The following is a 25,527-nucleotide window of genomic DNA, read 5'->3' on the forward strand; positions in this document are numbered from 1 at the left end:
CCCGCCGGCGGGCCGCGACCGCCCGCGACGCCGCGGTCACGGCGAGGAAGACCGTCGCGTCGAGCGGGCCGACGACGCCGTCGCGCACCGCGCGCACGAGCGCACCGAGGCCGTTGCGGCCGGCGTCGCGGCCGCCGAGCGCGCCGTCGAGGTTGCGGTTCCCGTTGACGATGCGGGCGCGCCGGGCGACCAGGGCGTGCACCGACCGCGCCGCGTAGGACGTGAAGGTCTCGGGCACCACGACGCGCTCGTGGGGGGCGAACCGGCGGCGCACCCACCCGTCGTCGTTCGTCACCTCGGGGAGCTCGCCCAGGCGCTCGAGGGCGGGCGCGTTGAGCGCGAAGACGCCCGAGCCCACCATCGACCGCGCGACGTACGGGAGCGCCGTCCACGCGCGCACGTAGCGACGCACCACCCAGGACGCGGCGGACGCGTCCACCGCGAGCGTGGGGGCGGCGACCACGGGCCGGTCGGAGGCGAGCGCGGCCGCGACGGCGCGCAGGGCGCGGGTCGGCACCTCGACGTCGGCGTCCACGACGGCGACAGCCCCCTCGGCCCGGGCGACGCCCGCGCGGACGGCCGCGATCTTCGACGGCGCCGGCAGGTCGAGCGTCTCGACCTCGTGCCCGAGCGCCCGCCCGGCGGCGCGCGCGACCTCCAGCGTGCGGTCGGTGGTCCCGTTCGCCACGACGACGACCTTCAGCTCGCCCGGCTCGGCCTCCCGGAGCATCCGGTCCAGGCACCGGCCGATCACGGCCTCCTCGTCATGTGCGGGAACCACCACCGTCACGCTCATCGTTCGTCTCCTCGCGCGTCGCCTCGACCACCTCTGGCAGAGGGACGTCGGCCGGAGCGGCCATCGCGCCTGCGGCCATCGCCGCAGCGGCGACGGCCTGCGCCAACCCTGTCCGGAGCGGCGACCGCGCGTCCCCCTGGTCCGCCGTCGCACCGTGACCCCCGGCCGGCTCGTCTAGGACGAAGGTCCCGGTGATCGTGGCTCCAGCATGGGCGCTGACCACCTGATCGGCAACCCTGAGGCCGAGAGCGACGGCGGTGAGGGTGACGTTCGCGTACCCGCCACGCGGGAACGTGCTCGAGGAGGCGACGTACAGGTTGGGCACGCCGTGCACCGCGCCACGGGGGTCCACGACGCCGTCCGTCGGCCGCACGCTCATCCGCGTGGTGCCCATGAAGTGGTGCGAGGAGGAGGAGTCGACGAGCGGCCGCCCGTCGACCAGGGCGGGCTCGAACCGGCCCCACCCGGCGCGGGCGAGCGCCGCGGCGTAGACGTCCTGCGCGCGGCGGACTGCGGCGACGTCCTCGTCGTGCCAGCGCCACTCGACCCGGAGGCGGCGCTGACCGAGCGGGTCGCGCACCTGCGTCAGGCTGACCCGGTTGTCCGGGTGCGGCGCCTGCTCGGCCTGGTGGATGACGTCGAAGTACGTCAGTGCCGACGTGTCCCCCGCCGACCAGCCGCCGCGCCCCAGGCTCGAGCGCGGGTGCCGCGCCCCGGCGAGGGCCCGGACCACGACGCCGTCGAGCCCCCGCAGCGCGCGCCCGACCGCGCCGCGCTCCGGCCGGTGCCGCCGCAGCAGGGCCTCGCGGATCGCGAACGCCGCGTAGACGCCGTCCTGCCGGCGGGCGCTGAGGGCACGCTCGGCGGCGTGCGCGTCGGCGCGCGGGAGCAGGAGCATGCTGAGCCCGGCCAGGCCGTGGTCGCGCACCGCGGCGTCGGTCAGCGCCAGGTGCCCCATCACGGGTGCGCCGTCGACCACCCGCAGGTCGAACGGTGCCCGCCGCGCGATGTCGGCGGGCGAGGCGGGCCACAGCCGCCCGCCCGTGAGCAGCAGGTGGTCCATGAAGTGCCGGCCGAGCTGGTCGTGCCGGTTGCCGAGGCCGCCGGGACGGACCTGGTCGGACGCGAGCAGCAGCTGCGTGGAGCCCATGCCCCCCGACGCCACGACGACCGTCCGCGCGCGCACGGTGCCCGTTCGCCCCGGCGCGGTGGCGAACCGCACGCCCGTCGCCTGAGACCCCGCCTCGTCGGTGAGCACCTCGAGCGCGGTCGCGTGGTGGTAGCACCGCACCGAGCCCGCCTCGAGCGCCGGCGTGGCCCGGGCGGCGAGCGCGCCGCCGTCGGCAAAGAGGAACGCGGCACTGCGGACGGTGCCGTCGTCGAGGAGGTCACGCGCGTCCTCGCCGGGGGCGAGGCGGTCGGCCAGCGCGAACGACCCCGTCGGAAGCCCGAACCAGTCCTGCGCACGGGCCACGTAGCGGGCCAGCTCGTCGGCGGGGACCGGCCACGCGCTCGCCGGGTCGCCCGGCCACGCCTCGAGGTCGACGCCGGCGAGCGGGAGCAGCCGCACGCCGCGGTGCGTCGGCCCGGTGCGGATCTGCCACGCGTGGGCGTTGCCGCCCAGGCGCCGGGTGTGGCCGAGGCGGGTGACGGTGCCGAACGCGATCTCGGCGGGCTCGCCCAGGTCGTCGGCCTGGGCGTCGTGCTCCGGGCCGCCCGAGTCGAGCAGCACGACGTCGAGACCGGCCGCCGTGAGGGACTCGACGACGGCCAGGCCCACGGGGCCCGCGCCGACGACGCACACCTCCCCGGCCAGCTCGGCCCGGTCAGGGAGCAGTCGCGCGTCGACGATCATGGGCTACCTCGCGGAGATCGGACCTCGCCCGGTGGGGGTACCGGACGTGAGCAGCCGCGCCTGCGCGATCCGGAGCTCGTCGACCAGGCGGCCGGGCGGGAGCTCCACGTCGTCGTAGGTGAGCGGTGCGTCCTTGGGCAGGTCGCGGAGCAGGCGGCAGCCCTCCGCGACGCCGACGGGCAGCAGGCGGTCGCGCGCCGTGACGTCGACCCGCTCCGCCTCGCCGTAGTAGTGGTAGCCGCCCAGGCCGTCGAGCACGGTGCCGGCCGCGAGGTCGGTCTTGGCGGTGGTGACCACCTCGACGAACGGCGCGCCGAGCGGCTCGATCGTCGCCTCCCCCAGCAGGGCCGCGCGCGCGATCGTGTTCGGCACCTCGAAGTGGCACAGGTGGTAGGGCGTGTAGAACGAGTACAGGGGCCCGGTCCCGAGCTTGTACAGGTTGAGGTAGTGCTGCTGCTTGGGGTCGTCGTGCGTGGCGAAGACGTAGATGCCGGGCCCCGGCTGCGCGCCGACGACGTAGTCCACGGCGCCGCCCATCGCGCGCAGCTCGTCGACGTCGTACAGGCGGGTGGCGGTGTCGATGTGCTCGCGGTGGTCCGCGCCGAGCATCCCGCGCCGGTGCACGGACATGCCGGTCGCGTTGGCGACGACCGCCTGCTCGACGCTGACCTTCGTGCCGTCCGCGAAGCTCGTGACCATGTGCGGGTCCTGGCCCCACTGCGCGGCGAAGCCCGCCTGCGTGGTCGGGTTCCGGTACGGGTCCTGCAGGCCCTTGATGTTGCCGGCCACGAGCGGCGTGAGCCCGATGCCGCGGACGAAGCGCACGAGGTTCATCTGCACGCCCGGCTGGTCGCCGTCGCAGCCCGTGTAGACGACGCCGGCGGCCCGCGCGCGGCGGGCGAGCTCGGGCCCGACCGTCGCGTCGACCTCGGCGTTCATGAGCACCAGGTGCTTGCCGAACTCGAAGCAGTCGAGCGCGAGCCGGGCCCCGAACTCCACGGCGCCCGTGACGTCCACGACCACGTCGACGCCGTCGGCCCGCGCGAGCGCACCGGCGTCCGGGGTGACCACCGGGCTGCCGGCGCGGATCGCCGCGTCCACGCCCCGCGCGTCGTCCGCGTGGACGACGGCGGACGCGTCGATCCCGGCCTCGGTGAAGGCGCGCACGCCCTGCTCCGGGCGGCGGGCCGCGATCGCGACCACCTGCATGCCCGGCACCGAGTTGACGATCTGGTTCACCAGGCCGCGGCCCATGAAGCCGGCACCCGCGAGCGCCGCGCGGACCGGCCGGCCCTCGGCCGCCCGCTGGGCGAGCATCCGGTCGACGATGATCACGCGCCCGCCTCCCCCGCCGGCGCCTCGCCCACCAGGGGCCAGGCCGCGTCCTTGCCCGAGATCACGCTCACCGGCAGCGGCCACGCGAGGCCGAAGGCCGGGTCGTCGTACCGGAACCCCTGCTCGCCGCCGGGGGCGTACCGGCCGCTGACCTGGTAGGTCACCTCGGCGTCGTCGGTCAGCGTCTGGTAGCCGTGGGCCGCGTAGGGCGGGATCCACAGCGCGCGCCGGTTCGCGGCGCTCAGCTCGACCATGACGTGCCGGCCGTACGTCGGGGAGTCGGGGCGCACGTCCACCGCCACGTCCACGATCGCGCCGGCGGTGCAGCGGACGAGCTTGCCCTCCGCGTGCGGGGGCACCTGGCGGTGCAGGCCGCGCAGGGTGCCGGCCTTGTGGTTGAACGACAGGTTGGCCTGCGCGACGCCCGCGTCGATGCCGCGCGCGGCGAACTCCTCGGCGTCGAACGTGCGCGCGAAGAGACCGCGGTCGTCGGCGAACGGCTCGAGGTCGATGATCCAGGCGCCCTCGACGGCGGTGGGGGTGAAGATCACGGGGCGACCGTCCAGAACAGCTGGTCGTCGACCTGGCGCGTGCGCAGGAGGTACTCGATCTGCTTCAGGCGCGTGTGCCCGCGGCCGGTGAACGTGGCGGCGTCGAGGTCGATGCGCTCGAACACCTCGCGCAGCTGGGCCGCTCCCCGCTTGGCGTCCCAGTCCGTGTCGTAGCCGGGGAGGACCTCGCGGATCTTGTCGAAGGCGACGCGGTAGCTGCGGTTGTCGGCGCTGGGCGGGCCGAACGTCACCTCGCAGCCGGGGAACTCGGCGGCGACGATCTCGGCGATCTCGCGCACCGTGTAGTTGTTCTCCTCGCTACCCACGTTGAACACCTGGCCGTGTACGGCCTCGCGCGGCGAGGCGAGCGTCATCCGGATCGCCTTGGCGATGTCCAGACCGTGCACGAGGGGGCGCCACGGCGTGCCGTCGCTGGTCATCGCGATCTTCCGCTCGGTCCAGGCGAGCCCGGCGAGGTTGTTGAGCACGATGTCGAACCGCATCCGCGGCGAGGCGCCGAACGCCGTGGCGTTGCGCAGGAAGGTGGGCGAGAAGCCGTCGTCGGCCAGCGGGGCGACGTCGCGCTCCACCAGGGCCTTGCAGTGCGCGTAGGCCGTCTGCGGGTCGACCGGGCTGGACTCGTCGACGGTCCCGTCGGCGACGCCGTAGACCGAGCAGGAGGACATGTAGACGAACCGCTGCACGCCGGCGGCCTTGGCGACCTCCGCCAGGCGCAGCGACCCCTTGTGGTTGATGTCGTACGTGACGTCCCCGATGAGGTCGCCGATGGGGTCGTTGCTGAGCTCGGCCATGTGCACGACGGCGTCCACGCCGGCGAGGTCCCGCGGCGTGAGCTCGCGGATGTCGGCCGCGATCGTCTCGGGCGTGCGCGGCGAGCCGTGGTACAGCCAGCCGTACTTGTAGAAGCCGGTGTCCACGCCGACGACGTCGTGACCGTCGGCGAGCAGGAGCGGGGCGAGCAGGCTGCCGAGGTACCCCTCGGTGCCGGTGACCAGGACGCGCACGTCAGTCCTCCCAGATCTTCCAGGGCGCCGTGCCGGCGTCCCACAGGCCGTTGAGCTCGGTCCAGTCGCGGTAGGTGTCCATGCCCATCCAGAAGCCGTTGTGCTCGAACACCGAGAGCTGGCGGTCGCGGGCGAGCTGCTGCAGGGGGATCGACTCGAGCATCACGCCCGGGTCGTCCGGGACGTACTTCTCCACGAACTCGCGCTCGAAGAGGAAGAAGCCGCCGTTGACCCAGCCCTCGGCGAGCGTGGGCTTCTCGTTGAACTCCACGACCGTGGTGCCCTGGACGTGCATCTCGCCGTAGCGGCTGGAGGGGTGCACGCCGGTGAGCGTCCCCGTGAGGCCGGCCGCCAGGTGGTGCTCGACGAGCGAGGTGAGGTCCACCGCGCCGATGCCGTCGCCGTAGGTGAGGGCGAAGCGCGGGGCGTCGAGGTGCTGGGCCACGCGGGCGACGCGGGCGCCGGTCCCGGTCGTCAGCCCGGTCTCGACGAAGGTGATCTCCCAGTCCTCCTCGCCCACGCTGTTGTGGAAGACGGGTGCGTCGCCACCGGCCAGCCGCAGCGTGAAGTCGCTGGTCAGGTGCCGGTAGTCGAGGAAGTACTGCTTGATGAGCTCGGACTTGTAGCCGAGCGCGAGCACGAACCTCCGGAAGCCGTGCTCGCTGTAGGTCTTCATGATGTGCCACAGGATGGGGCGGCCACCGATGTCCACCAGCGGCTTGGGCAGCCGCTCGCTCGCCTCGCGCAGGCGCGTGCCCATGCCGCCGCAGAGGATCACCACCGGGATGTCACGTGCCTGCGGGTGTGCGTCCTGGCGCATGCGCCGCTCCTGTCTGCCGCTGGGTGCGCGGCGCCACTCGGGCCCGTCACGGTATAGGGACGAGATGACGAAAAAGGACAGATCGTGTGAAACTTTAGCCGCTCTCGATCGGAAGTATTAGTCGAGATGGGGCAGGATGACCATCTGGCCCGGCGATGTGCCTCGGTTTCACCCCCGACCGACGGATGGAGACCCATGGACATCTGGACTGTTCTGAAGGCGTGCGCGCGGCGCTGGTACGTCTTCGTGCCGGTGCTGGCCCTCACCATGGGCTTCGCCTACGCGCAGATGCAGGCCGCACCACCCGCCTACCTGGCCACCAGCACGGCCACGGTGACCGGCCCGGCCCTCGTGCCGGGCCAGCAGCCGGGCGAGGTCGTCGAGGTCAACCCCTTCGAGACGCTCGGCGGCTCGCTGACCCAGACCACCAAGGTGCTCGTCGCGCTGATGGACTCCACCCCCAAGCGCGACGCGTTCGTCGCCGAGGGGGTCACCGCGGACTTCGAGGTGACGCAGGACGAGTCGGTCGTGTACTTCGACGTCTCCGGCGACGACCCGGACGAGGTCGTGGCCAGCGCCACCCGTCTGGTCGAGCTGCTCGACGTCGAGATGGCCGCCCTCCAGGGCCGCGCGCTCCAGGCGCCCGAGAGCCGCATCCGCGCGATCGCCGTCTCCCTGCCCCAGACGGCGCAGGAGGACCCGATCGCCGGGATCCGCGTGTTCGCCGTCGTCGGCGCGCTCGGCCTGATCCTGTCCGTCGCGGCCGCCCTGGTCACCGACGCCGTCCTGCAGGGCCGCCGCCGCCGGGCCCGCCTGCGCGACGGCTCGCTGCCGGGCGCCGCCCCTGTCCCGAGCACGGCCGGCGCGGCGGCGCACCCACCGGCCCACGCCGCGGCGCACGCTCCGGCCCGGCCGGCGAGCGACGCCCCCGAGGCCGACCCGCACGCCGCGGACGGGACGCTCAGCCCCGCGGGCCGGACGCACGGGGCCGATGCCTGAGCCCACGCGTCTGGAGGCGAGCGACACGCGAACGCCCCCGCGCCTCGGCCGCGACCCGCTCATCGCCGTCTACGGCTTCCTCCTGGCCGCCTTCCTGATCCCAGGCCGGATGATCGTCGAGCCCCTCGGCGCGCTCGGGCACCCGGCGACGATCATCGCCCTCGGCGCGGCGCTGCTGTACGGCCTGGCCCGGCTGGTCGGCGGGCACCTCGCCGTCGGCCGCCAGCCGATGCGCACGATGTTCGTGGTGTTCGGCACCGTGGCGCTCATCGCCTTCCTCAGCGCGCACCTGCGCCCGCTCAGCGCGGGCGAGGCGGCCGGCTCCGAGCGCGCGATCTTCACGGTGATCGGGCTGCTCGGGCTCGGCCTGCTCACGGCCGACGCGGTGCGCGACAAGAACCACCTCGAGCGCCTGCTGAAGCTCGTGGTGACGGGCGCCGCGGTGTTCGCCGCGATGGGCGTGCTCCAGTGGGTCACCGGGCTCAGCCCGACGTCCTACGTGCTCGTCCCCGGCCTGACGCTGCAGGACGTCGACATCAACGTCGAGCGGTCAGACTTCACCCGGGTGCAGAGCACCGCGCTGCACCCGATCGAGTTCGGCGTGGTCCTGGCGGTGGCCCTGCCGCTCGCGCTGCACTTCGCGCTCGTCGGCCGCGACGGCCGTCGGCCCTCGGCGTGGAACTGGGTCCCGGTGTTCATGATCCTGTTCGCCATCCCGCTCGCGGTGTCCCGGGCCTCGGTGCTCGGGGTGGCCGTCGCGGGGCTCGTGGCCGGCGTGGCCTGGTCCTGGCGGGTCCGGCTGAACGCGCTGTTCGCGGCCGGCCTGATCCTCCTGGCGATGCGCGCGGCGTTCCCCGGCGTGCTCGGCACGCTGGTGTCCACGTTCCTGTTCTTCAACGAGGACCCGAGCATCGAGGGCCGCACGCAGGACTACCCGCGGGCCATCGAGTACATCAGCCAGCGCCCCTGGTTCGGGCGCGGCCTCGGCACGTTCACGCCGGAGCAGTACTTCTTCCTGGACAACGAGTACCTCAACCAGATCCTCACCGGCGGCGTCGTCGGCGTGCTGACGCTCGCCGCGCTCTTCCTCGTGGCGATGGGCCTGGGCCGGGGCATCTACCACCACTCGACGGACCCGTGGGCCCGCTCGCTCGGCCAGTCCCTCACCGCGGCCACCGCGGTGAGCGCGGTGACCTGGTTCACCTACGACGGCATGGCCTTCCGGCTCAACGCCGGGCTGGCCTTCGTCCTCATGGGCGCGACGGCGGCGCTGTGGCGCCTCGAGGTCGGCCGGCTGCGCTGGGGCACCGGGGCGAACCGCGCCCGGCCGGTGCAGTTCGAGGAGGACCCCGACGTGCGCGCCTGGAGCGAGCCGTCGCCCGCGTACGCGGGGGCCCCCGCCGCCCACGACGACGGCGCGCCTCGCCCGACATGACCACCGCACCCCCCGGACCGCACGAGCGGGGCACGCCTCCGGAGCGCGCCCCGGAGGACCCACCGCGGCGCGCGCCCGCGTGGACCCGGACGCTCGGCTCCGAGCAGGTCGGGCGGCGCACGGTCGCGCTCGTCCTCGCCCTGGTGGCCGTCCTCGCCGTCGGTCTCATGGTGAACGAGATCACGGGCCGCGAGGAGCGCGCCGGGACGCCGGTGACGACGCCGACGGCGACGCCGTCGCCCACCCCCTCGGACCCGCCCGTCGACACCAGCGTCGAGGCGGGCCCGGACACCACCGGGGTGCCCGACGGCACGCAGCTCACCCCGTTCCAGCCGGGCGTGCTCAACGAGGACGGCCTCGTGCTCGACGGTGTGCTCATCCAGGGCGACGTGGAACTCGTCGGCGAGCACCAGGTGCTGCGCAACAGCCGCGTGGAGGGTCACCTGGTCGTGCGTGGCACGGACGTGACGGTCGAGGACAGCGAGCTGGGCGCGCTCTCGGTGTCCAGCGCCACCCAGGTGGTCGCCCGCCGCCTCGACATCTTCGGCAACCTGGGCGACGACGGGATCCACGTGACCTCGGGCGACGGCCCCCGCGCCACCGACGTCGTCATCGAGGGTTGCTGGGTGCACTCCCCCCAGGTCGAGGCCGAGAGCCACTACGACGGCATCCAGGTGCGCGGCGTGGAGGGGCTGGTCCTGCGCGGCAACACGTTCGACCTCGGCCCGTGGATGGACAGGTACAACGCGGCGGTCTTCCTCGAGGAGGCCAACGGCGGCAACGTCGACGTGCTCGTGGAGGGCAACCTCATCAACGGCGGCGGGTACTCGGTCTACGCCAACGGCCGGGACGTCCGCTTCGTCGACAACCGCTTCGGCAACGACGCGAACTGGGGCCTGCTGCACCCGGACCACTCGCCGTTCGAGGAGTCGGGCAGCACGTGGGCCGACGACGGCACCCCCGTCTCGATGCTCGACGAGGCGGGCGGCTAGCTAGCGGCTGCCCGCGGCCGGAGCCGTCCCGAACACGAACCGGCGGGCCGCCCCGAAGGACGACCCGCCGGTCTTCGTGCTGCTCAGCCGAGCAGGTCAGCCGATGGCCCCGGGGCGCAGCGCGAGGCCCCGGCCGGCGTCGTCGGTGTTGCCGCGGAACTCCGTCACCTCGCCGGTCCGCGAGCTGGGGAAGAGGATCCCCCACTCACCGCTGCCGAGGACGGTGTCGGTGATGCGGACGTCGCTGGCGAAGCTGTACAGCGTGTAGCCGCCGCCCTCGAGCACCGACCGCGTCACCGTCACGTTCCGGTTCCCGCCGTTCGCGTCCTCGAGGAAGAGGGCGGCGTTGTGCTGCGGCACGAAGGCGCCGAGGTCGATCCGGATGCCGTCGAGCGTCAACCCGTCGACGCCGCGCACCTGGATGCCGTCGTAGTGCGAGGTCGCGGTGACCTGCGGGTTGTGGATGAGCGAGTCACGGATGACGACGTTCGTCACGGGCCCGGTGTCGGACGTGATGTGGACGCCGTCCCGCCCGGTGAGGCCGAACACCTCGGTGCCGGCGATCGTCACGGCGTCCGAGCCGGAGATCGAGAGGGCGGCGAACTCGCTCGAGGCGACCTGGACGCGGTCGCCGCGGATGATCGCCTCGCCGTTCACGCGCACGTTGCGCAGCGTCAGGTCGGAGCCGGTGAACACCACGTCGGAGTCGATCACGACGTTCGCGATCTCGCCGCTCGCGTCGATGGTCCCGCCGGCCATCGGCGCGAGGGCCGTGCCGTCGGGGATGCCGACGGCGCCCGGTGCGGACGACGGGGCGGCGGGCGTGGCGCTGGGGGCGGGCGCCGGCGTCGAGGTGGGTGCGGGCGTGCCGACGGGCGCTGCGGTGGCCTCGGCCAGCGCGGGGTCGGGCGGCAGGGTGCGGGCCTCGCTGCGGGAGGCGGCGTCGCCGCGCACGACGGCGGGGGCGGCCACCGGATCGGCGGGCGGGTCGACGTCGGCGCGCGGGCAGGCAGCGGCGCTGACGGAGGTGAGGGTCACGAGCGCGACGGCGCTCGCGACGGCGGAGCGGGTGATGCTGCGGGAAGTCATCGTCCTCCTGGGGGATTTTGCACGGTCGTCGTTATCGGATCGTGACATACCCACGGGAGCGGTGTCGACCCTCTGCTCGATGTTCGTCGGACCCGGCGTCACGGCCGGGCGGCCCCGCCCGGACCGGCCCCGGTCGCCGTCGGGGCCCCCTCCACCGCCGCGGCACGCCGCTCCAGGTGCGCGAGCCGCTCCGCGAGCTGCGGGCGGGGCGCGATCCCGGCCGTGTCGAGCACCTGACGCCACCGGTGCGCCCAGTCGTGGCGACGCAGCGACTGCGCGATCGCGGTCCGGCGCGCGCGCTCCAGGCGCGCCGGGTCCGCGTCGAGCTCCGCCACGACGTCGGCCACCCGCGGGTCGGGCGCGGCGATCGGCACGATGGCGTCGGGCCAGTCGAAGCACGCCTCGAAGTCCGGCGTCTGCGCGGCCGAGCCGAGCATCGTCGCGCCTGCCGCGAGCACCTCGAAGTACCGGTTGGTCAGTGACTCCTCGCCGCCCGTGCGCTCCACCCGCTCCGGCTCGTCGTTGTTGCGGTAGACGATCGAGTAGCGGCTGCGCTGCAGCGTCGACGCGAGCACCTCCCGGTGCTCGACGTGGTCCGCGACGTCGAAGGCCCCCCGCACGGTGTCGTAGTGGTAGAACAGCTCACCCGCCGCGGAGGCGCGGCGCAGCGCCTCGTGGGTGGGCCCGAGCCGCCGGCCGTAGCTCATCACGTCGATGACGCGCGCCGGCGCCGGGGAGCGCGGGGCGAACCGGTCGGCGTCGACCGCCGTGGCGAGGTAGGACACCTGCGCCCCGGTGAGCGCCGCGACGTCGTCCATCGCCCAGCGGTTGAACAGGAAGACGTGGTCGAACCCGCGCAGCTGACGCAGGTAGTCCGCGACCGATGGCACCTGGGGCCGCCACAGCTCGACGATGAACGCGACCTTGACCGCCGAGCGCGCGAGCTGGGGCCCCACGAGCGGCAGCATGCCGATCTCGTGCGGCGCGGCGAACACGGCGAAGAAGAGCTCGGCGTCGATCGCCTCCGTGGTCGCCGCGATCGGTCGCCGTCTCGGGCGGCCGACCGCGCGTCGGGCACGGTTCGCCGCGCCGTGCAGGGCCAGGCCCGCGGGCGAGACCGCCCGGCCCGGCGGCGCGAGCAGGTGCACGTCGTCGACCGCGGCGACGACGTCCTCGAGCTCGAACTGCGAGGCCTGCCAGACGTGGTGCGAGGCGGCGCGCGAGGACAGCAGCACGGTCCGCGCCTGCTCCATCGTGTCTCCCGTCCTCCGGCGCCTCGGGGTCGTCACGCCCATAGCGTATTCTCGGTCATGACCGTGACAAACGCGACAGTCGTCGCTCGTCGGACGGGAGCACCGGTGGGAAGCCAGCCCGACGCGTCTCGGCGCTCCCTACGCTCCGCCATCCGGCGCGGTCTGCGCGACCGCTACGGTCTCTGGCCGCTGCACGAGCTGCGCAACAAGGCCCTGGACTGGCCCGGCGCCGTCCGCCTGCGCGCCTTCGAGCGTGCCGAGGCCCGCCGGCTCGCCGGGGCCACCGACGCGCGGATCCCCTCCGCCACCGTCACGACCGTCATCCCCACCTACCGCCGCCCGGAGAGCCTGCTCGCCGCCGTGCACAGCGCCCTCGCGCAGGACGTCGCCGAGCACACCGTGATCGTGGTGGACGACGGCGCCGGCCTGCCCGAGCTGCCGGCGGACCCGCGGCTCGTCGCCGTCTCGCTGCGCCGCAACAGCGGCTCCGTCGCCGTCGTGCGCAACGTCGGCCTGCGGCTCGCCCGCTCCCCCTACGTCGCTTTCCTCGACGACGACAACACCTGGCGCCCCGACCACCTGCGGATCGCGCTGGCGGCCCTCGCCGACGGCGCCGACCTCGTCTACACGGCCGTCCGGCGCCTGCGTCCCGACGGCAGCACGCTCGACGTCCTCTCGACGCCGTTCGACCGTCGCACGCTGCGCGAGGACTGCTACGTCGACACGAACGCGATCGTGACCAGGCTCGACCGCGACGTGCACTTCAGCCGCCTGCCGCGACCGCGCGGGCAGTTCCCGCGCGAGGACTGGGAGCTGGTCTGGCGCCTGAGCCGCTCCCGCCGCGTCGTGCACGTGCCCGAGCCCACGGTGGCCTACGCCGTGAACCCCGCGAGCTACTACACGCGCTGGCAGGCGCACGACACCGCCGCCGGCGAGGAGCAGAGCCGGGCGTGACGTGCGCGGACGCCCGACCGGTGGCGGAACCCGGACCGATGCGTAGTCTCGAAGACCTCATCTCCTCCACGCCAGGGGGCGCCGTGCGGGGCGAGGACGGGTGCCTCGCGGCCTCGCGGCCCGACGAGGAAGGTCACCACATGCCTGCAGCACACCTGCTCCGGCCGCTGCGCCGCGCCGTCCGTGCCAGGTTCGGCGTCTGGCCCGTGTACGAGTCGTTCAACAAGGTCGTCCGCTCTCCCGGCGCGGCGCGCGCCTTCGTCACCGAGCGTCGCGAGATCGCCCGGCTCCGCCGCGAGCTGGGCCCGCGCCGCGCGGAGGTCGTCACCGTGGTGCCGACGTACCGTCGGCCCGAGTCGCTGGTCCGCGCGGTGGACAGTGCGCTGGCCCAGGACGTCGCTGACCACGTCGTCGTGGTGGTCGACGACGGCGCCGGCACCCCGCCGCTGCCCGACGACGACCGCGTGGTCGTCGCGTCGCTCTCGCGACACACCGGCCACTCCGGCCTGGTGCGCAACGTCGGCCTCGGGATCGTGGACTCGACCTACGCGTCGTTCCTCGACGACGACAACACCTGGCGGCCCGACCACCTGCGCACCGCGCTCGTGGCGCTGGACGAGGCCGACGTCGTCTACACGGCCGTCGACCGCGTGCTGCCGGACGGCCGGCTCATGGACGTGCTCTCCCAGCCCTTCGACCGCGACCTCATGCGCGACAAGGCGTTCGTCGACACCAACGCGATCGTCGCCCGGCGCGACCGCGGCGTGCGGTTCAGCCGGATCCGCCGCCGCCGCGGCGTGCGGCCGCCGGTCGACTGGGAGTTCGTCTGGCGGCTGAGCCGGCGCCGCACGACGGTGCACGTGCCGGAACGGACCGTCCGCTACGCCGTCAACCCGGGGAGCTACTTCACCTCCTGGGACGTGCCCCGGCAGCGCTCGGCCGCCGACCGGGGCCCCGCCCACGCCGCGAGCGCCGGCACACCCCTGCCCGCCGAGAGGAACGGATGAGCGACTCCCCCCGACACCGGACGGCCGAGCCCGCCTCGTCTGCGCCGTCGCCCGCGACGGTGCAGACGGGCCTGAGCCCCGACCCTGCCGACGCCGTCGACAGCGGCGAGCCGCCGACCCGGGACAGCGCCTTCACGCCCGACGCGTCGGGCCTGGTGAGCGCACGGGGGCTGGCGTCGGCCACCCGGTGGATGGTCGTCGGCCGGCTGGTCACCCAGGGCTCGCGCTTCCTCGTGTCGGTCATCCTCGCCCGCCTCCTGTCGCCGGAGGCGTTCGGCGTGGTCGCCGTCGCGATGACGACGATCGTCGCGCTCGAGATCGTCAAGGACCTCGGCACGGGCGCGGCCCTCATCCAGCGCCAGCAGGTCGACCAGCGGCTCCTGAGCAGCGTGTTCTACCTCAACGTGGTGGCGGGCTTCGTCGCGGCCGGGCTCATGGCCGTGGGCGCGCCCCTCATCGCCGACTTCTTCGCCACCCCCGACGCGACGACCGTCGTGCAGGCCTTCTCCCTCGTGCTGGCCGTCGGCGGGCTCACCCAGGTGCACCACGCGCTGCTGCGGCGGCGGATGCGGTTCGGCGGCGTTGCCGCCGTCGAGATGGTCGCGGCGCTGACCAACGGGGTCGTGAGCATCGTCCTGGCGCTGCTCGGCGCCGGCGTGTGGTCGATGGTGTGGGGCAACCTCGCGGGGACCGTGACCGGCTCGGCGGTGGCCTGGGTGGCCTCCGGCTGGCGCCCGTCGCGCCAGCTGCGCCGCGCGGACCTGCGCGCGATCGCGGGGTTCTCGCTGAACACCGCGGCGTACAACGTCACGACGTTCGCGCTCGAGAACACCGACAAGATCCTTGTCGGCCGATGGCTCGGCACCGCGCCCCTGGGCGTCTACACGCTCGCCCAGCGGACGATCAGCTACCCGCTGGAGTCGATCTCCAAGGTGCTCATGCAGGTGCTCTTCCCCGCGTTCGCGCGCGCGCAGGACGACAACGCCACCCTGCGCAAGGGCTACTCGCGGGCGGTCGGGGCGATCGCCTTCGTCACGCTCCCGGTGATGGTCGGGGCCGCCGTCGTCGCCGAGCCGATGGTCCACGCCGTGCTCGGCGAGAAGTGGGTGGGGCTCATCCCGCTGCTGTGGTTCATGGCACCCGCGGGGGCCCTCGGCGCCCTGGTGAGCGCGGTGAACACCATCTACAGCGCGAAGGGCCGCGCGGACTGGATGTTCCGCTGGGGCCTGGCCAGCGGCGCCGTCAGGCTCGCAGCGTTCGCCATCGGTCTCCAGTGGGACCTCCAGGGCCTGGCGATCGCGTACCTCGTCGTGATGGTCGTCGAGACACCGGTGGGCTACGCCATCGTGCTGCGGCTCATCGAGATGCCGCTGCGGGCGATGGCGCGCGTCCTCGCGCCCTACTTCGTGATGACAGCCGCGATGGCCGCCGGGGCGTGGCTCACGGTCCGGCTCCTCGAGTCGACCGGCGCGACGCCCTGGGCGCAGCTGGGTGCGGCGGTCGGCGTCGGCGCGCTCGTCTACGGCGGCCTGGCCCTGTGGATCCGCCCGCCGGCCCTGCGCGACGTCCGCACCCTGGCGACCAGCCGCGGCTGAGGGCGACTCAGCCGCGGACCGTCCGCAGGCGGCTCGGGGCCTTGCCGGCCAGGCGCTCGAACACCGCGACGTACGGGCCCTCCTGCGCGCTCCAGCGCAGCGAGTCCTCGACGCGCTTGCGGCCGATCGCACCCATCCGGCTGCGCCGCTCCGGGTCGTCCAGGAGCTCGGCGATGGCGCGGGCGAGGGCGGCGTCGTCGTCGGGCGTGCCCGTGGTCCGCACGGTGACCGCGGCGTCGGCGGCCGAGCGCGCGTTCTCCGTGAGGTCGAAGCCGACGACGGGCAGCTCGTAGGCCATGTACTCGAGCGTCTTGTTCATCGTGGACTTGTCGTTGAACGGGTTCTTGGGGTCGGGGGTGACGCCGAGGTCCGCCGCCGACAGCCACCGGCCGATCTCCGCCGGGCCGACCTTGCCGGTGAACGTCACGTAGTCGTCCAGGCCCTGGCGGTGCGCCTGGGCGCGCAGGTCCTCCAGGCAGTCCCCGAAGCCCATCAGGCCCACGTGGACGTCCGTGCGGCCCATCCGGTGCACCAGGTGGTCGACGGCGTTCAGCAGCCGGTCGACGCCGTCCTGCGGGCCCATGATGCCCAGGTAGCAGATCAGGTGCTCGCGCCCGTGCCGCAGCGCGGGGTCGGGCGCCTCGCGGCGCATCCGGTCCGGGTCGGGCGCGGAGCGCACGATCGTGGTGTGCTCCAGCGGCACGCGGCCGCGCGTCGTCGCGACCTCCCGGTAGGACTCGTTGGTCGAGATGACGTGGTCGGCCGTGGCGAACGTGGCCCGCTCGAGCGCGAGCAGCCCGCGGTGCAGCAGCCCGCGGCGCCCGAAGCGCGCCTCGTAGACCTCCGGGTTGAGGTCGTGGTGGTCGAACACGAACCGCTTGCGGGCGAGCAGCCGCCACAGGCGCCCCAGCAGCCAGTACGTGTCCGGCGGGTTGCAGGCCTGGAGCACGTCGAAGCCCTCGTGGCGGGCGACGTGGAAGGAGAGCCCGGCGGTCCGCAGCCAGGAGTAGGCGAACTCCACGAGGTAGCCGGCCACCCCCGAGCGCGCTGGCGCCGGCCGGTATGTGTGGATCCGGACGCCGTCGAGCGTGCGGTGGGGCGGCTGCCCCTCGTCGCGCGGGCAGATGACGGAGACCTGGTGCCCCGCCGCGACCAGCGCCTGGCACTCGAGCCACACCCGCCGGTCCAGCGGCACCGAGAGGTTCTGCACGACGATGAGGACGCGCGGCCGGCGGGCGCCGGTCCGGTCGGTCGGCTGGTCGGTCGGCTGGTCGGTCGGCACGGTCTGTCTCCTCGGGAACGGGGCGCCTGGTGGGCGCCGTGCGGGCCGTCTCACGCGCCGGTGGGCGCGCCGGTCGGGTCGTTCAGTCGCGGGCGGGGACGACGAGCGAGGCGTCCAGGTCGGCGAGGCTCGGCGCCCCGGCGAGGGCCATGGCGTGCGCGAGGTCGTCGCGCAGCGCGGCGAGGGCTTCGTGCACGCCGGCCTGCCCACCCGTCGCCAGGCCCCACACCACGGGCCGGCCGACGAGGACCGCGTCGGCGCCGAGCGCCAGGCCGACCAGGGCGTCGACGCCCGACCGCACACCGCCGTCGACGAGCACGGCCGGCCGGGGCTCGCCCGCGGCGCGCGGCCGCTCGCGCACGGCCCGGACCACCTCGGCCAGCGCGAACGGCGTCGCGACCGAGCGGTCCAGCTGCCGTCCCCCGTGGTTGCTCACGACGACGCCGGCCGCGCCCGCGTCGAGGCACGCCACCGCGTCGTCGCCGCGGAGCACGCCCTTGACGAGCACCGGCAGGCCGGACATCCGCGCGAGCCAGCCGATCGCCTCGAGCGTGGCGGTCGGGTCCTGCTCCGCGCCGGCGCGGCCGACGGCGGCGTCGCCGGTCAGGTGCCGGGCGAGGTTGACGAGGAACGTCTCGTCGGGGATGGCGATCCGCTGGCTGCCGACGCGGCGCTTGATGCCCACGAACGGGGTGTCCCCGGTCAGGACCAGGGCCCTGGCCCCCGCCGCCACGGCGCGCTCGACGAGCCGCTCGGTGAGCTCACGGTGGCGCATCACGTAGACCTGGAACCACCACGGCCCGGCGACGGCGGCGATGTCCTCCAGGGCCGTCGACGCGCGCGTGGACGCCACGTAGAGGGCGCCCTGCTCGCGTGCCGCGGCGGCGACCGCCGGCTCGGCGTCCGGGTGGGCCAGGCCGAGGTACCCGACGGGCGCGACCCCGATCGGGTGGTTCAGCCCGCAGCCCAGCAGCGTCGAGGTGAGGTCGACCTCGCCGACGTCCCGGAGCACCCGCGGGCGCAGCCGGTGCCGCGCCCACGCCGCCGTCGCCTCGTCGAGCGCCACCTCGTCGCCGGAGCCCGAGGCGAAGAACTCGTGCGCCGCGGCAGGCAGGACCGCGACGGCGTCGCGCTCGTGCTTCTCGAGCGCCGTCAGCGCCATGGGCACGCCCGTCCGCCGGCGCGGTCGCCGCGCTCAGTACGCACCCGAGCCCCCGACGACGGCGCGGAAGGTCTTCCAGAGGATGAGCAGGTCCATCGCGAGCGACCAGTTGTCGACGTAGCGCAGGTCGAGGCGGACCGACTCCTCCCACGACAGGTCGGCGCGCCCGCTGACCTGCCACAGCCCGGTGAGCCCCGGGCGCACGTGCAGGCGGCGGTGCACGTGGTCGGCGTACGTCGCCACCTCCGACTCCAGCGGCGGGCGCGGTCCGACGAGCGACATGTCGCCCGTGACGACGTTCCACAGCTGGGGGAGCTCGTCGATCGAGTACCGGCGCAGGAAGCGGCCGACGGGCGTCACGCGGGGGTCGCGGCGCATCTTGAACATGGGCCCGTCGCGGTCGGTGAGCGCGAGGTAGGCGTCGCGCCGCGCGTCGGCGTCCAGGTACATGCTGCGCAGCTTCCACAGCGTGAAGGTGCGCCCGTCCACGCCGACCCGCGTCTGGCGGTAGAACGCCGGGCCGGGCGAGGTGGCGCGCACGGCCAGGGCCGCGGCGCCGATGACGGGGGCGGCCAGCAGGAGGAGGCAGGTGCCGAGCCCGCGGTCGAGGGCGGCCTTCGCGAGCATCCGGCTCGGCGGGGCACCCGTCTGGACCTCGAGCAGGACGAGGCCGGCGGTCGGGCGCAGGTTCAGGCGGGGGCCGGTCACCTCGACCAGGTCCGGCGCGACGACGAGCTGCGCGCCGGCCCGGGCCAGGGCCCAGCTCATGCGGCGCAGCGCCTCCCCGCTCATGTGCGAGCCGGCGACGACGACCGTCTCGATCGCGCGGTCGGCGACCACCTGGGGCACGTCCGCGACAGCGCCGACGACGGGCACCCCGGGCACGGGCGGGGCGTCGTCGACGCTCGGCAGGCAGACGCCGGCGACCTGGAAGCCGTGCGAGGGGTCGCGGACGAGGTCGCCGACCACCCTGGCGACCGCGGCCGGGTCGCCGACCACCAGGGTGCGCATCATGGCGACCCCGCGCGCCCGGTGCCGGTGCAGGAACTGCCGCTGGAGGTACCTGCCCGCCAGGGCGAGCAGCACGATCGTCGGGATACCGGCGAAGACGACCAGTCGCGAGACCTCGGCCTTCGTCGTGTAGCTGAGGGCCATGAGGGCCGTCGCGCCGACGAAGCCGGCGCGCAGGAGGGCGGAGACCTCGGTCGATCCGTCGCCGAGCGTGCGCGCGTCGTACCCGCGGAACATGGCCACCAGGGCCAGGAAGCCGAGGAGCGCGACCGTGACCCGGCCGGCCGTGACGAGGTTCGCGCCGTAGACGGGGACCACGAGGAGGAGCCCGACGGCGACGACCGCGAGGGCGTCGAGGGCCACAGCACGCCACTGGTAGCCGGTGGAGACCTCGGCCCAGCGCAGGGACCGCGCGACGCTGCTGTTGAACGGCGTGGGGCGCGGTTCGAAGGGTTGGGCCGAGGCCCAGGAACGCCGCGGGCCGGAACTGCGGCCGCGGCGCTCTTCGTCTGTTCTCACCAGCCGATCGGCAGGCAGAGTCACGTCACCAACCCCCGCATCATTGGGTTTCGCAGGAGTCGACGGTAAGCACGCACCGTCCGGGGCCGCACCCGGGCGTACGTCGTTTTACCGGCCAACACCGAAGAATTAACTGCGAGGTTACCCGCGGCCGACGCCGTATGCACGGGCCCGAACGGGTGAAGTGCGCCGAAGTGCCCGAAACAGCCGGGATGGGGCGACTCGGGGTGTTGGTCGCCCCGCTCAGGAGGCGGCGTCGGGGCTGTGGAAGCGCCGCTGGGCGGCCTCCAGCCCCTGCAGCACGATCATCTCCACCGCGTCGGCGGCGGAGTCCAGGAGCCACGGGAGCTCCTTGCGCTGGGCACCCGAGAAGTCGCCCAGGACGTAGTCGGCCGGGTCCTGCCGGCCCGGCGGGCGGTCGATCCCCACCCGCACGCGCAGGTAGTCGCGCGTGCCCACCGCGGAGGTGATGCTGCGCAGGCCGTTGTGGCCACCCTCGCCGCCGCCGGACTTCAGCCGCACCTGGCCGAACGGGATGTCCAGCTCGTCGTGCACCACGACGAGCCGGTCGGGCGCACCGCCCTGCATGGCGAGCACCGAGGCGACGGGCCCACCCGAGACGTTCATGTAGCTGGTCGTGCGGACCAGCAGCACGCGCGGGCCCGGGGCGCCACCGGGGAGCGTGCCCAGCCGCGCGTCGGCCACCTGCGCCTTGCCCCGGAACCCGCGGAACGAGGCGCCCGTCCGGTGCGCGAGCTCGTCGAGGACCATGTGGCCGACGTTGTGCCGGTTGCCCGCGTACTGCGGGCCGGGGTTGCCGAGCCCGACGACCACCCAGGGCGCCGCCCCACCGGGGACCGACACGTCCGCCACCTCCCGTGCAGGCCCGGCTGCCGGGGGCCGCTCGCCGTCACGTGACCGTGCGTCGACGCGGCTCCCCCGCAGCAACCGGTGCAGGTCCAGCTCAGGCCTCCTCGGCGGCCTCCGCGGCCGCGGCGGGCTCCTCGGCCTCGGTCGCCTCCTCGTCGCCGGTCGCCTGCGGGACCGACACCGAGACGACGGGCTCCTCCGGGTCACCGGCGAGCTCGACACCGGCCGGCAGGGCGAGGTCCGCGGCGCGCAGCGTCGTGCCGGCCTCCAGGCCCTCGACCGAGACCTCGATGGCCTCGGGGATGTGCGTCGCCTCGGCGGTCACGTGCAGGCCCTGCGCCGCGTCGACGACGTGGATGGTGCCGGGGGCGGACTCGCCCACGACGTGCACGGCCACGGTGACGGCGATCTTCTCGCCCTTCTTCACCGTCAGGAGGTCGACGTGCTCGATGACGTTGCGGACGGCGTCGCGCTGGACGTCCTTGGCGATCGCCAGGTGGTCCTTGCCGTCGATCGTGATGGTGAGCAGCGCGTTCGCGTGCTTGAGCGCGAGCATCGTCTCGTGGCCCGGGAGCGCGATGTGCAGCGGCTCCGCGCCGTGGCCGTAGATGACGGCGGGGATCTGGTGCGCGCGGCGGATGCGGCGCGCGGCGCCCTTGCCGAACTCGGTGCGGGCGGCGGCAGCGAGCTTGAGCTCGGTCACGATGACACTCCTGGTGCTGGTGGCGGGCTGGTCATGAGGGGCTGGTCCGGGTTCCGGGGGCCCAGCTCGAGGCCTCGGCGCGGGACGCGGGACGGGCGCGCGCCCACCACCGCCGCGTCGATCACGGATCGCCGGTCAGAGGTGGTGGATGGTGCGCCACCGGCCGTCCGACGTCCCTCGCCGAGGCAACGCCGAGCATCCTACCGTGTGGCGGCAGGGGTCGGGAAACGCGTGGCTGACGCCGTTGCGAGGACGCTCAGACGTTCCCGTCGAACAGCGAGGTCACCGAGCCGTCGTCGAAGACCTCGCGGATCGCCCGCGCGAGGAGGGACGCGATCGAGAGCACGGTCAGCTTGTCGAACCGGCGCTCCTCCGGGATCGGCAGGGTGTCCGTGACGACCACCTCGCGCGCGCCGCACTCCTCGAGCCGGATGCGCGCCGGGTCGGACAGCACGCCGTGGGTCGCGGCGACGATGACGTCCTTCGCACCCGCGGCGAGCAGCACCCGGACCGCCTCGACGATCGTGCCGCCCGTGTCGATGAGGTCGTCGACGAGCACGCACGTGCGCCCCTCGACCTCGCCGACCACGCGGTTGGCGACCGACCGGTTCGGCGTCGTGATGTCGCGCGTCTTGTGGATGAAGGCCAGCGGGCAGTCGCCCAGCTTCGCGGCCCACTGCTCGGCGACGCGGATGCGGCCGGCGTCCGGCGAGACGACCGCGAGGTTCGTCGCGTCCACCCGCGTGCGGACGTAGTCCACCAGCAGCGGCATCGCCCACAGGTGGTCCACCGGGCCGTCGAAGAAGCCCTGGGTCTGCGCCGCGTGCAGGTCCACGCTCATGAGGCGGTCCGCGCCCGCCGTCTTGAACAGGTCGGCCATGAGGCGGGCCGAGATCGGCTCGCGCCCACGGTGCTTCTTGTCCTGCCGCGCGTAGCCGTAGAACGGCGCGATGACCGTGATGGTCTTGGCCGAGGCCCGCTTGAGGGCGTCGACCATGATGAGCTGCTCCATGATCGACCTGTTGATCGGCAGCGCGTGCGCCTGGAGCACGAAGGCGTCCGCCCCGCGCACGCTCTCGCCGAAGCGGACGTAGATCTCGCCGTTGGCGAAGTCGTACGCCGTCGTGGGGACGAGCTCGACGTCGAGCTCGCGGGCGACGTCCTCCGCGAGCTCGGGGTGCGCGCGTCCGGAGATGAGGACCAACCGCTTCTCGCCGTCGCGGGTGACGATGCCCGTCATGGTGCGTCAGTGCCCTTCAGTCGTCCCGGCCGCGGGGAGTCCGCCACCGTGTCCATCGTCGGCCGAGCCGGCCGTCCCGGCCGCCGCGTCGAGCGCGGCGTCGTCCCCCAGTGCCTCGGCCGCGGCCAGCGCGGAGGCCGTGCCCGGGCGGCGCCGCAGCACCCACTTGTCGATCGTGCGCTGGGGGGCGGTGTTCACGCCCAGCGCACCGGCCGGCACGTCCCGCCGGATGACCGAGCCCGCGCCGGTGTAGGCCCCGTCGCCGATCGTCACCGGGGCGACCAGCGCGTTGTCCGAGCCGATCCGCACGTGGTCGCCGATCACGGAGCTGTTCTTCGTCACGCCGTCGTAGTTGACGAAGATCGTTCCCGCACCGATGTTGGTGTGCCGCCCGACGACGGCGTCGCCGACGTAGGACAGGTGCGGCACCTTGGAGTGCTCGCCGATCCGGGCGTTCTTCGTCTCGACGAAGGCCCCGATCTTGCCGTCGGCGCCGAGGTCCGTCCCGGGCCGCAGGTAGGAGAAGGGCCCGACGACGGCGCCCGGCCCGATCCGCGAGGCGAAGCCGTGGCTGCGCACCACGTGCGCGCCGGCCTCGACCACCACGTCCGTGAGCGTCGTGTCCGGGCCGACGACCGCGCCCGAGGCGACGCGCGTCGCGCCGTACAGCTGGGTGCCGGGCAGCAGCGTCACGTCGCGCTCGAGCTCGACGTCGACGTCGACCCAGGTCGTGGCAGGGTCGACCACGCTGACCCCGGCGAGCATCCAGTCGGTCAGCAGCCGGCGGTTCATCTCGGCGGCGAGCTCGGCCAGCTGGGCGCGGTCGTTGACGCCGGCGACCACCATCGGGTCGTCGACGAGCAGCGCGCGCACCGCGCCCCGCTCCGACCGCGCGATGGCGATGACGTCGGTGAGGTACACCTCGCCCTGCGCGTTGCTGCGGCCCAGGCGCACCAGGGCGCCGCGCAGGACCTCGGCGTCGAACACGTAGACCGAGGAGTTCACCTCGTCGATCTCGAGCTCGGCCGGGTCCGCGTCCTTGTGCTCGACGATGCGCGCGACCTGCCCGGTGCCTGGGTCGCGGACGATCCGCCCGTACCCGGTCGGGTCCTCGACGCGCGTCGTGAGGACGGTCACCGCGTTGCGGTCAGCGACGTGCGCGGCCAGCAGCTCGTGCAGCGTCTCGCCGTCGAGCAGGGGTACGTCGCCGGCGATGACCACGACCGGGCCCTCCAGCTGCCGGTCCTCGCCGTGCGTCGCCTCGCCGGTGCGGGCGTGCGCGGCGTGCGCGGCGCCGTCGAGCACCGCGAGCGCGCACTGCACGGCCCGACCGGTCCCCGGGACCTCGTCCTGGTCCGCGACGAGGACGTCGGGCACCAGCTCCCGGGCGTGCCCGGCGACCCGGTCGCGGTCGTGGCGGACGACGACGCAGATCCGCTCCGGCGCGAGGTCGGCGGCGGCGGCGAGGGCGTGGCCCAGGAGGGACCGGCCGGCCATGGTGTGCAGCACCTTCGGCGTGGCGGAACGCATCCGGGTGCCCTCCCCTGCGGCGAGGACGACAACGGCGGCAGGGTGGGCAGTGGTCAACGCGGACTCCCGTCGGTCGGCTGGACTGCCCTCCGCCGCCGACGAGGCGACAGGGGCTCGCGGTGCCTGGAGTGCGGGGCACACTCTACCGTCGTCGCCGCACCCCTCGGCGCGGACGGTCGATCAGCGGGCTCGGGACGCCCGCCCGGTGGGCTCCGCCCCCAGGATTCGAACCTGGACCGCAAGGCTCCAAAGGCCTGCGTGCTGCCGTTACACCAGGGCGGACCGCGGCCCGGGCGGATCCCCGGACTGATCACCGGGGGGCGAGTCGGGACCGACGGTCGCCCAGTCTGCCAGCCCGGCGCGGCATGATGGCCCGGTGAGCGCCTCCACCAAGCGACCCGTGCGCGCCCGGATGACGGCGTCACAGCGCCGCGAGCAGCTCCTCGACGTGTCCCGGCGGCTCTTCGCCGAGAAGGGCTTCGAGGGCACGAGCGTCGAGGAGATCGCGGCCCGCGCCCAGGTGTCCAAGCCCGTCGTGTACGAGCACTTCGGCGGCAAGGAGGGCATGTACGCCGTCGTCGTCGACCGGGAGATCCAGGCGCTGACGCAGGCCCTGATCGGGGCGCTCGAGCGCGGCGGGCACCCGCAGGTGCTCGTCGAGCGGACGGCCCTGGCGCTGCTGGACTACATCGAGTCCTCCACCGACGGATTCCGCATCCTCGTCCGCGACTCCCCCGTGGCCCAGGCCACCGGCACGTTCTCCAGCCTCATCGGCGACGTCGCGATGCAGGTGGAGCACCTGCTCGCGGAGCAGTTCACCAAGCGCGGCCTCGACCCGCGGACGGCACCCATCTACGCACAGATGCTCGTGGGCATGGTGGCCCTGACCGGCCAGTACTGGCTCGACGCGCGCAACCCGAAGAAGGACGAGGTCGCCGCGCACCTGGTGAACCTGGCCTGGAACGGCCTGGCGGGCCTGCAGAAGAACCCGCAGCTGCGAGGGGAGACGGCGTGATCGACGAGGTGGACCGGATCGTCGAGGCGTGGCAGCGGGAGCGGCCGGACCTCGACGTCGCACCGCTGTCGATCCTGTCCCGGGTCACCCGGCTCGCCCGGCACCTCGACATCATGCGCCGCGCCGCGTTCGCGAAGCACCAGCTCGAGGTCTGGGAGTTCGACGTGCTGTCGGCGCTGCGCCGGGCGGGCAAGCCGTACGAGCTCTCGCCGGGCACGCTCGTCGCGCAGACGCTCGTCACGAGCGGCACCATGACCAACCGGATCGACCGCCTCGCGGAGCGCGGGCTCGTCGAGCGCCTGCCCGCCCCGGCCGACCGGCGCGGCGTCCTCGTCCACCTGACGGCCGAGGGCCGGGCGCGGGTCGACGGCGCCATGGAGGACCTGCTCCGGGTGGAGGGTGAGCTCCTGGCGGTCCTGAGCGAGGTGGACCGCGCGGCGCTCGCCGACCTGCTGCGCGTGGTGGTCACGCCGTTCGAGGCCTGAGCCC

The 25,527-nt window shown here is 74.2% G+C and carries 23 protein-coding genes and 1 tRNA gene; 8 read left to right on the forward strand and 16 right to left on the reverse strand.

All coding sequences use genetic code 11. The features are described from left to right. The 6 genes from AFE02nite_RS07290 to AFE02nite_RS07315 form a co-directional block, all read right to left on the reverse strand. The coding region (locus tag AFE02nite_RS07290) for a glycosyltransferase (RefSeq protein ID WP_146819358.1) at nucleotides 1-796 on the reverse strand (796 nt) is incomplete at its 3' end. Next, complete coding sequence (locus AFE02nite_RS07295) at nucleotides 765-2,651, reverse strand: GMC oxidoreductase (RefSeq protein ID WP_146819359.1); 1,887 nt, start codon at nucleotides 2,649-2,651, stop codon at nucleotides 765-767. The genes AFE02nite_RS07295 and AFE02nite_RS07290, both read right to left, overlap by 32 nt. Nucleotides 2,652-2,654: 3 nt before the next feature. After that, nucleotides 2,655-3,986: an NAD(P)H-dependent oxidoreductase gene (locus AFE02nite_RS07300; protein ID WP_146819360.1), complete on the reverse strand. Its 1,332-nt coding sequence runs from the start codon at nucleotides 3,984-3,986 to the stop codon at nucleotides 2,655-2,657. Further along, complete coding sequence (gene rfbC / locus AFE02nite_RS07305) at nucleotides 3,983-4,537, reverse strand: dTDP-4-dehydrorhamnose 3,5-epimerase (RefSeq protein ID WP_146819361.1); 555 nt, start codon at nucleotides 4,535-4,537, stop codon at nucleotides 3,983-3,985. The genes AFE02nite_RS07300 and rfbC overlap by 4 nt, the downstream gene beginning before the upstream one ends. Beyond that, complete coding sequence (locus tag AFE02nite_RS07310) at nucleotides 4,534-5,562, reverse strand: NAD-dependent epimerase/dehydratase family protein (protein WP_034248452.1); 1,029 nt, start codon at nucleotides 5,560-5,562, stop codon at nucleotides 4,534-4,536. Before AFE02nite_RS07310 ends, rfbC begins: the two co-directional genes overlap by 4 nt. A gap of 1 nt (nucleotide 5,563) precedes the next feature. Then, complete coding sequence (locus AFE02nite_RS07315; RefSeq protein ID WP_034248450.1) at nucleotides 5,564-6,382, reverse strand: sugar phosphate nucleotidyltransferase; 819 nt, start codon at nucleotides 6,380-6,382, stop codon at nucleotides 5,564-5,566. Between the two features lie 195 nt (nucleotides 6,383-6,577). Here AFE02nite_RS07315 and AFE02nite_RS07320 point away from each other — a divergent pair, with 195 nt between their 5' ends. Genes AFE02nite_RS07320 through AFE02nite_RS07330 form a run of 3 tightly spaced genes read left to right on the forward strand, consistent with a single transcriptional unit; the run spans nucleotide 6,578 to nucleotide 9,808 of the window. After that, entirely contained in the window at nucleotides 6,578-7,381 is an 804-nt protein-coding gene (locus AFE02nite_RS07320) for a hypothetical protein (protein WP_146819362.1), read from the forward strand. Then, nucleotides 7,374-8,816 (forward strand): O-antigen ligase family protein, encoded by a 1,443-nt coding sequence (locus tag AFE02nite_RS07325; protein WP_052114076.1) that lies wholly within the window; start codon nucleotides 7,374-7,376, stop codon nucleotides 8,814-8,816. The genes AFE02nite_RS07320 and AFE02nite_RS07325 overlap by 8 nt, the downstream gene beginning before the upstream one ends. Continuing rightward, nucleotides 8,813-9,808 (forward strand): right-handed parallel beta-helix repeat-containing protein, encoded by a 996-nt coding sequence (locus tag AFE02nite_RS07330; RefSeq protein WP_034249107.1) that lies wholly within the window; start codon nucleotides 8,813-8,815, stop codon nucleotides 9,806-9,808. Before AFE02nite_RS07325 ends, AFE02nite_RS07330 begins: the two co-directional genes overlap by 4 nt. Before the next feature lie 96 nt (nucleotides 9,809-9,904). Here AFE02nite_RS07330 and AFE02nite_RS07335 read toward each other — a convergent pair whose 3' ends face one another. Beyond that, on the reverse strand, nucleotides 9,905-10,897 hold the full coding sequence (locus tag AFE02nite_RS07335) for a right-handed parallel beta-helix repeat-containing protein (RefSeq protein WP_146819363.1): 993 nt from the start codon (nucleotides 10,895-10,897) through the stop codon (nucleotides 9,905-9,907). 98 nt (nucleotides 10,898-10,995) lie between these two features. Then, entirely contained in the window at nucleotides 10,996-12,186 is a 1,191-nt protein-coding gene (locus AFE02nite_RS07340) for a glycosyltransferase family protein (protein ID WP_146819364.1), read from the reverse strand. A gap of 69 nt (nucleotides 12,187-12,255) precedes the next feature. Here AFE02nite_RS07340 and AFE02nite_RS07345 point away from each other — a divergent pair, with 69 nt between their 5' ends. The 3 genes from AFE02nite_RS07345 to AFE02nite_RS07355 all read left to right on the forward strand — a co-directional run bounded on the left by AFE02nite_RS07345 (nucleotide 12,256) and on the right by AFE02nite_RS07355 (nucleotide 15,706). Further along, a complete protein-coding gene (locus tag AFE02nite_RS07345; protein WP_052113976.1) occupies nucleotides 12,256-13,104 on the forward strand; it encodes a glycosyltransferase family 2 protein in 849 nt (282 codons plus the stop codon). Nucleotides 13,105-13,244: 140 nt separating this feature from the next. Next, nucleotides 13,245-14,111, forward strand: coding sequence for a glycosyltransferase (locus AFE02nite_RS07350; RefSeq protein WP_146819366.1), 867 nt, complete (start codon nucleotides 13,245-13,247; stop codon nucleotides 14,109-14,111). Next, entirely contained in the window at nucleotides 14,108-15,706 is a 1,599-nt protein-coding gene (locus AFE02nite_RS07355; protein WP_146819367.1) for a lipopolysaccharide biosynthesis protein, read from the forward strand. The genes AFE02nite_RS07350 and AFE02nite_RS07355 overlap by 4 nt, the downstream gene beginning before the upstream one ends. Before the next feature lie 7 nt (nucleotides 15,707-15,713). On the opposite strand, the gene AFE02nite_RS07360 is transcribed toward AFE02nite_RS07355, so the two are convergent. From AFE02nite_RS07360 to AFE02nite_RS07395, 8 genes are all read right to left on the reverse strand, one after another. After that, complete coding sequence (locus AFE02nite_RS07360; protein ID WP_261765527.1) at nucleotides 15,714-16,988, reverse strand: glycosyltransferase family 4 protein; 1,275 nt, start codon at nucleotides 16,986-16,988, stop codon at nucleotides 15,714-15,716. Nucleotides 16,989-17,070: 82 nt separating this feature from the next. Continuing rightward, nucleotides 17,071-18,150: an alpha-hydroxy acid oxidase gene (locus AFE02nite_RS07365; protein WP_146819480.1), complete on the reverse strand. Its 1,080-nt coding sequence runs from the start codon at nucleotides 18,148-18,150 to the stop codon at nucleotides 17,071-17,073. Between the two features lie 33 nt (nucleotides 18,151-18,183). After that, a complete protein-coding gene (locus AFE02nite_RS07370; RefSeq protein WP_261765528.1) occupies nucleotides 18,184-19,680 on the reverse strand; it encodes a sugar transferase in 1,497 nt (498 codons plus the stop codon). A gap of 243 nt (nucleotides 19,681-19,923) precedes the next feature. Beyond that, entirely contained in the window at nucleotides 19,924-20,544 is a 621-nt protein-coding gene (gene pth / locus AFE02nite_RS07375) for an aminoacyl-tRNA hydrolase (RefSeq protein ID WP_034247688.1), read from the reverse strand. 100 nt (nucleotides 20,545-20,644) lie between these two features. Next, nucleotides 20,645-21,253, reverse strand: coding sequence for a 50S ribosomal protein L25/general stress protein Ctc (locus AFE02nite_RS07380; protein WP_034247686.1), 609 nt, complete (start codon nucleotides 21,251-21,253; stop codon nucleotides 20,645-20,647). A gap of 256 nt (nucleotides 21,254-21,509) precedes the next feature. Continuing rightward, nucleotides 21,510-22,493 carry a ribose-phosphate diphosphokinase gene (locus tag AFE02nite_RS07385; RefSeq protein ID WP_034247684.1) on the reverse strand — a complete coding sequence of 328 codons (984 nt, stop codon included), beginning with the start codon at nucleotides 22,491-22,493 and terminating at the stop codon, nucleotides 21,510-21,512. A 6-nt stretch (nucleotides 22,494-22,499) separates the two neighbouring features. Next, a complete protein-coding gene (gene glmU / locus AFE02nite_RS07390; protein ID WP_146819368.1) occupies nucleotides 22,500-24,080 on the reverse strand; it encodes a bifunctional UDP-N-acetylglucosamine diphosphorylase/glucosamine-1-phosphate N-acetyltransferase GlmU in 1,581 nt (526 codons plus the stop codon). A 153-nt stretch (nucleotides 24,081-24,233) separates the two neighbouring features. After that, a tRNA-Gln gene (locus tag AFE02nite_RS07395) sits at nucleotides 24,234-24,305 on the reverse strand. 130 nt (nucleotides 24,306-24,435) lie between these two features. Here AFE02nite_RS07395 and AFE02nite_RS07400 point away from each other — a divergent pair. Together AFE02nite_RS07400 and AFE02nite_RS07405 are read left to right on the forward strand one after the other, a co-directional pair. Next, nucleotides 24,436-25,038 carry a TetR/AcrR family transcriptional regulator gene (locus tag AFE02nite_RS07400; protein ID WP_034247693.1) on the forward strand — a complete coding sequence of 201 codons (603 nt, stop codon included), beginning with the start codon at nucleotides 24,436-24,438 and terminating at the stop codon, nucleotides 25,036-25,038. Next, nucleotides 25,035-25,523 (forward strand): MarR family winged helix-turn-helix transcriptional regulator, encoded by a 489-nt coding sequence (locus tag AFE02nite_RS07405; RefSeq protein WP_034247681.1) that lies wholly within the window; start codon nucleotides 25,035-25,037, stop codon nucleotides 25,521-25,523. The genes AFE02nite_RS07400 and AFE02nite_RS07405 overlap by 4 nt, the downstream gene beginning before the upstream one ends. The last annotated feature ends 4 nt before the right edge of the window (nucleotides 25,524-25,527 follow it).

Origin of the sequence: Actinotalea fermentans, from assembly GCF_007991475.1 — a bacterium.
Lineage (GTDB): Bacteria > Actinomycetota > Actinomycetes > Actinomycetales > Cellulomonadaceae > Actinotalea > Actinotalea fermentans.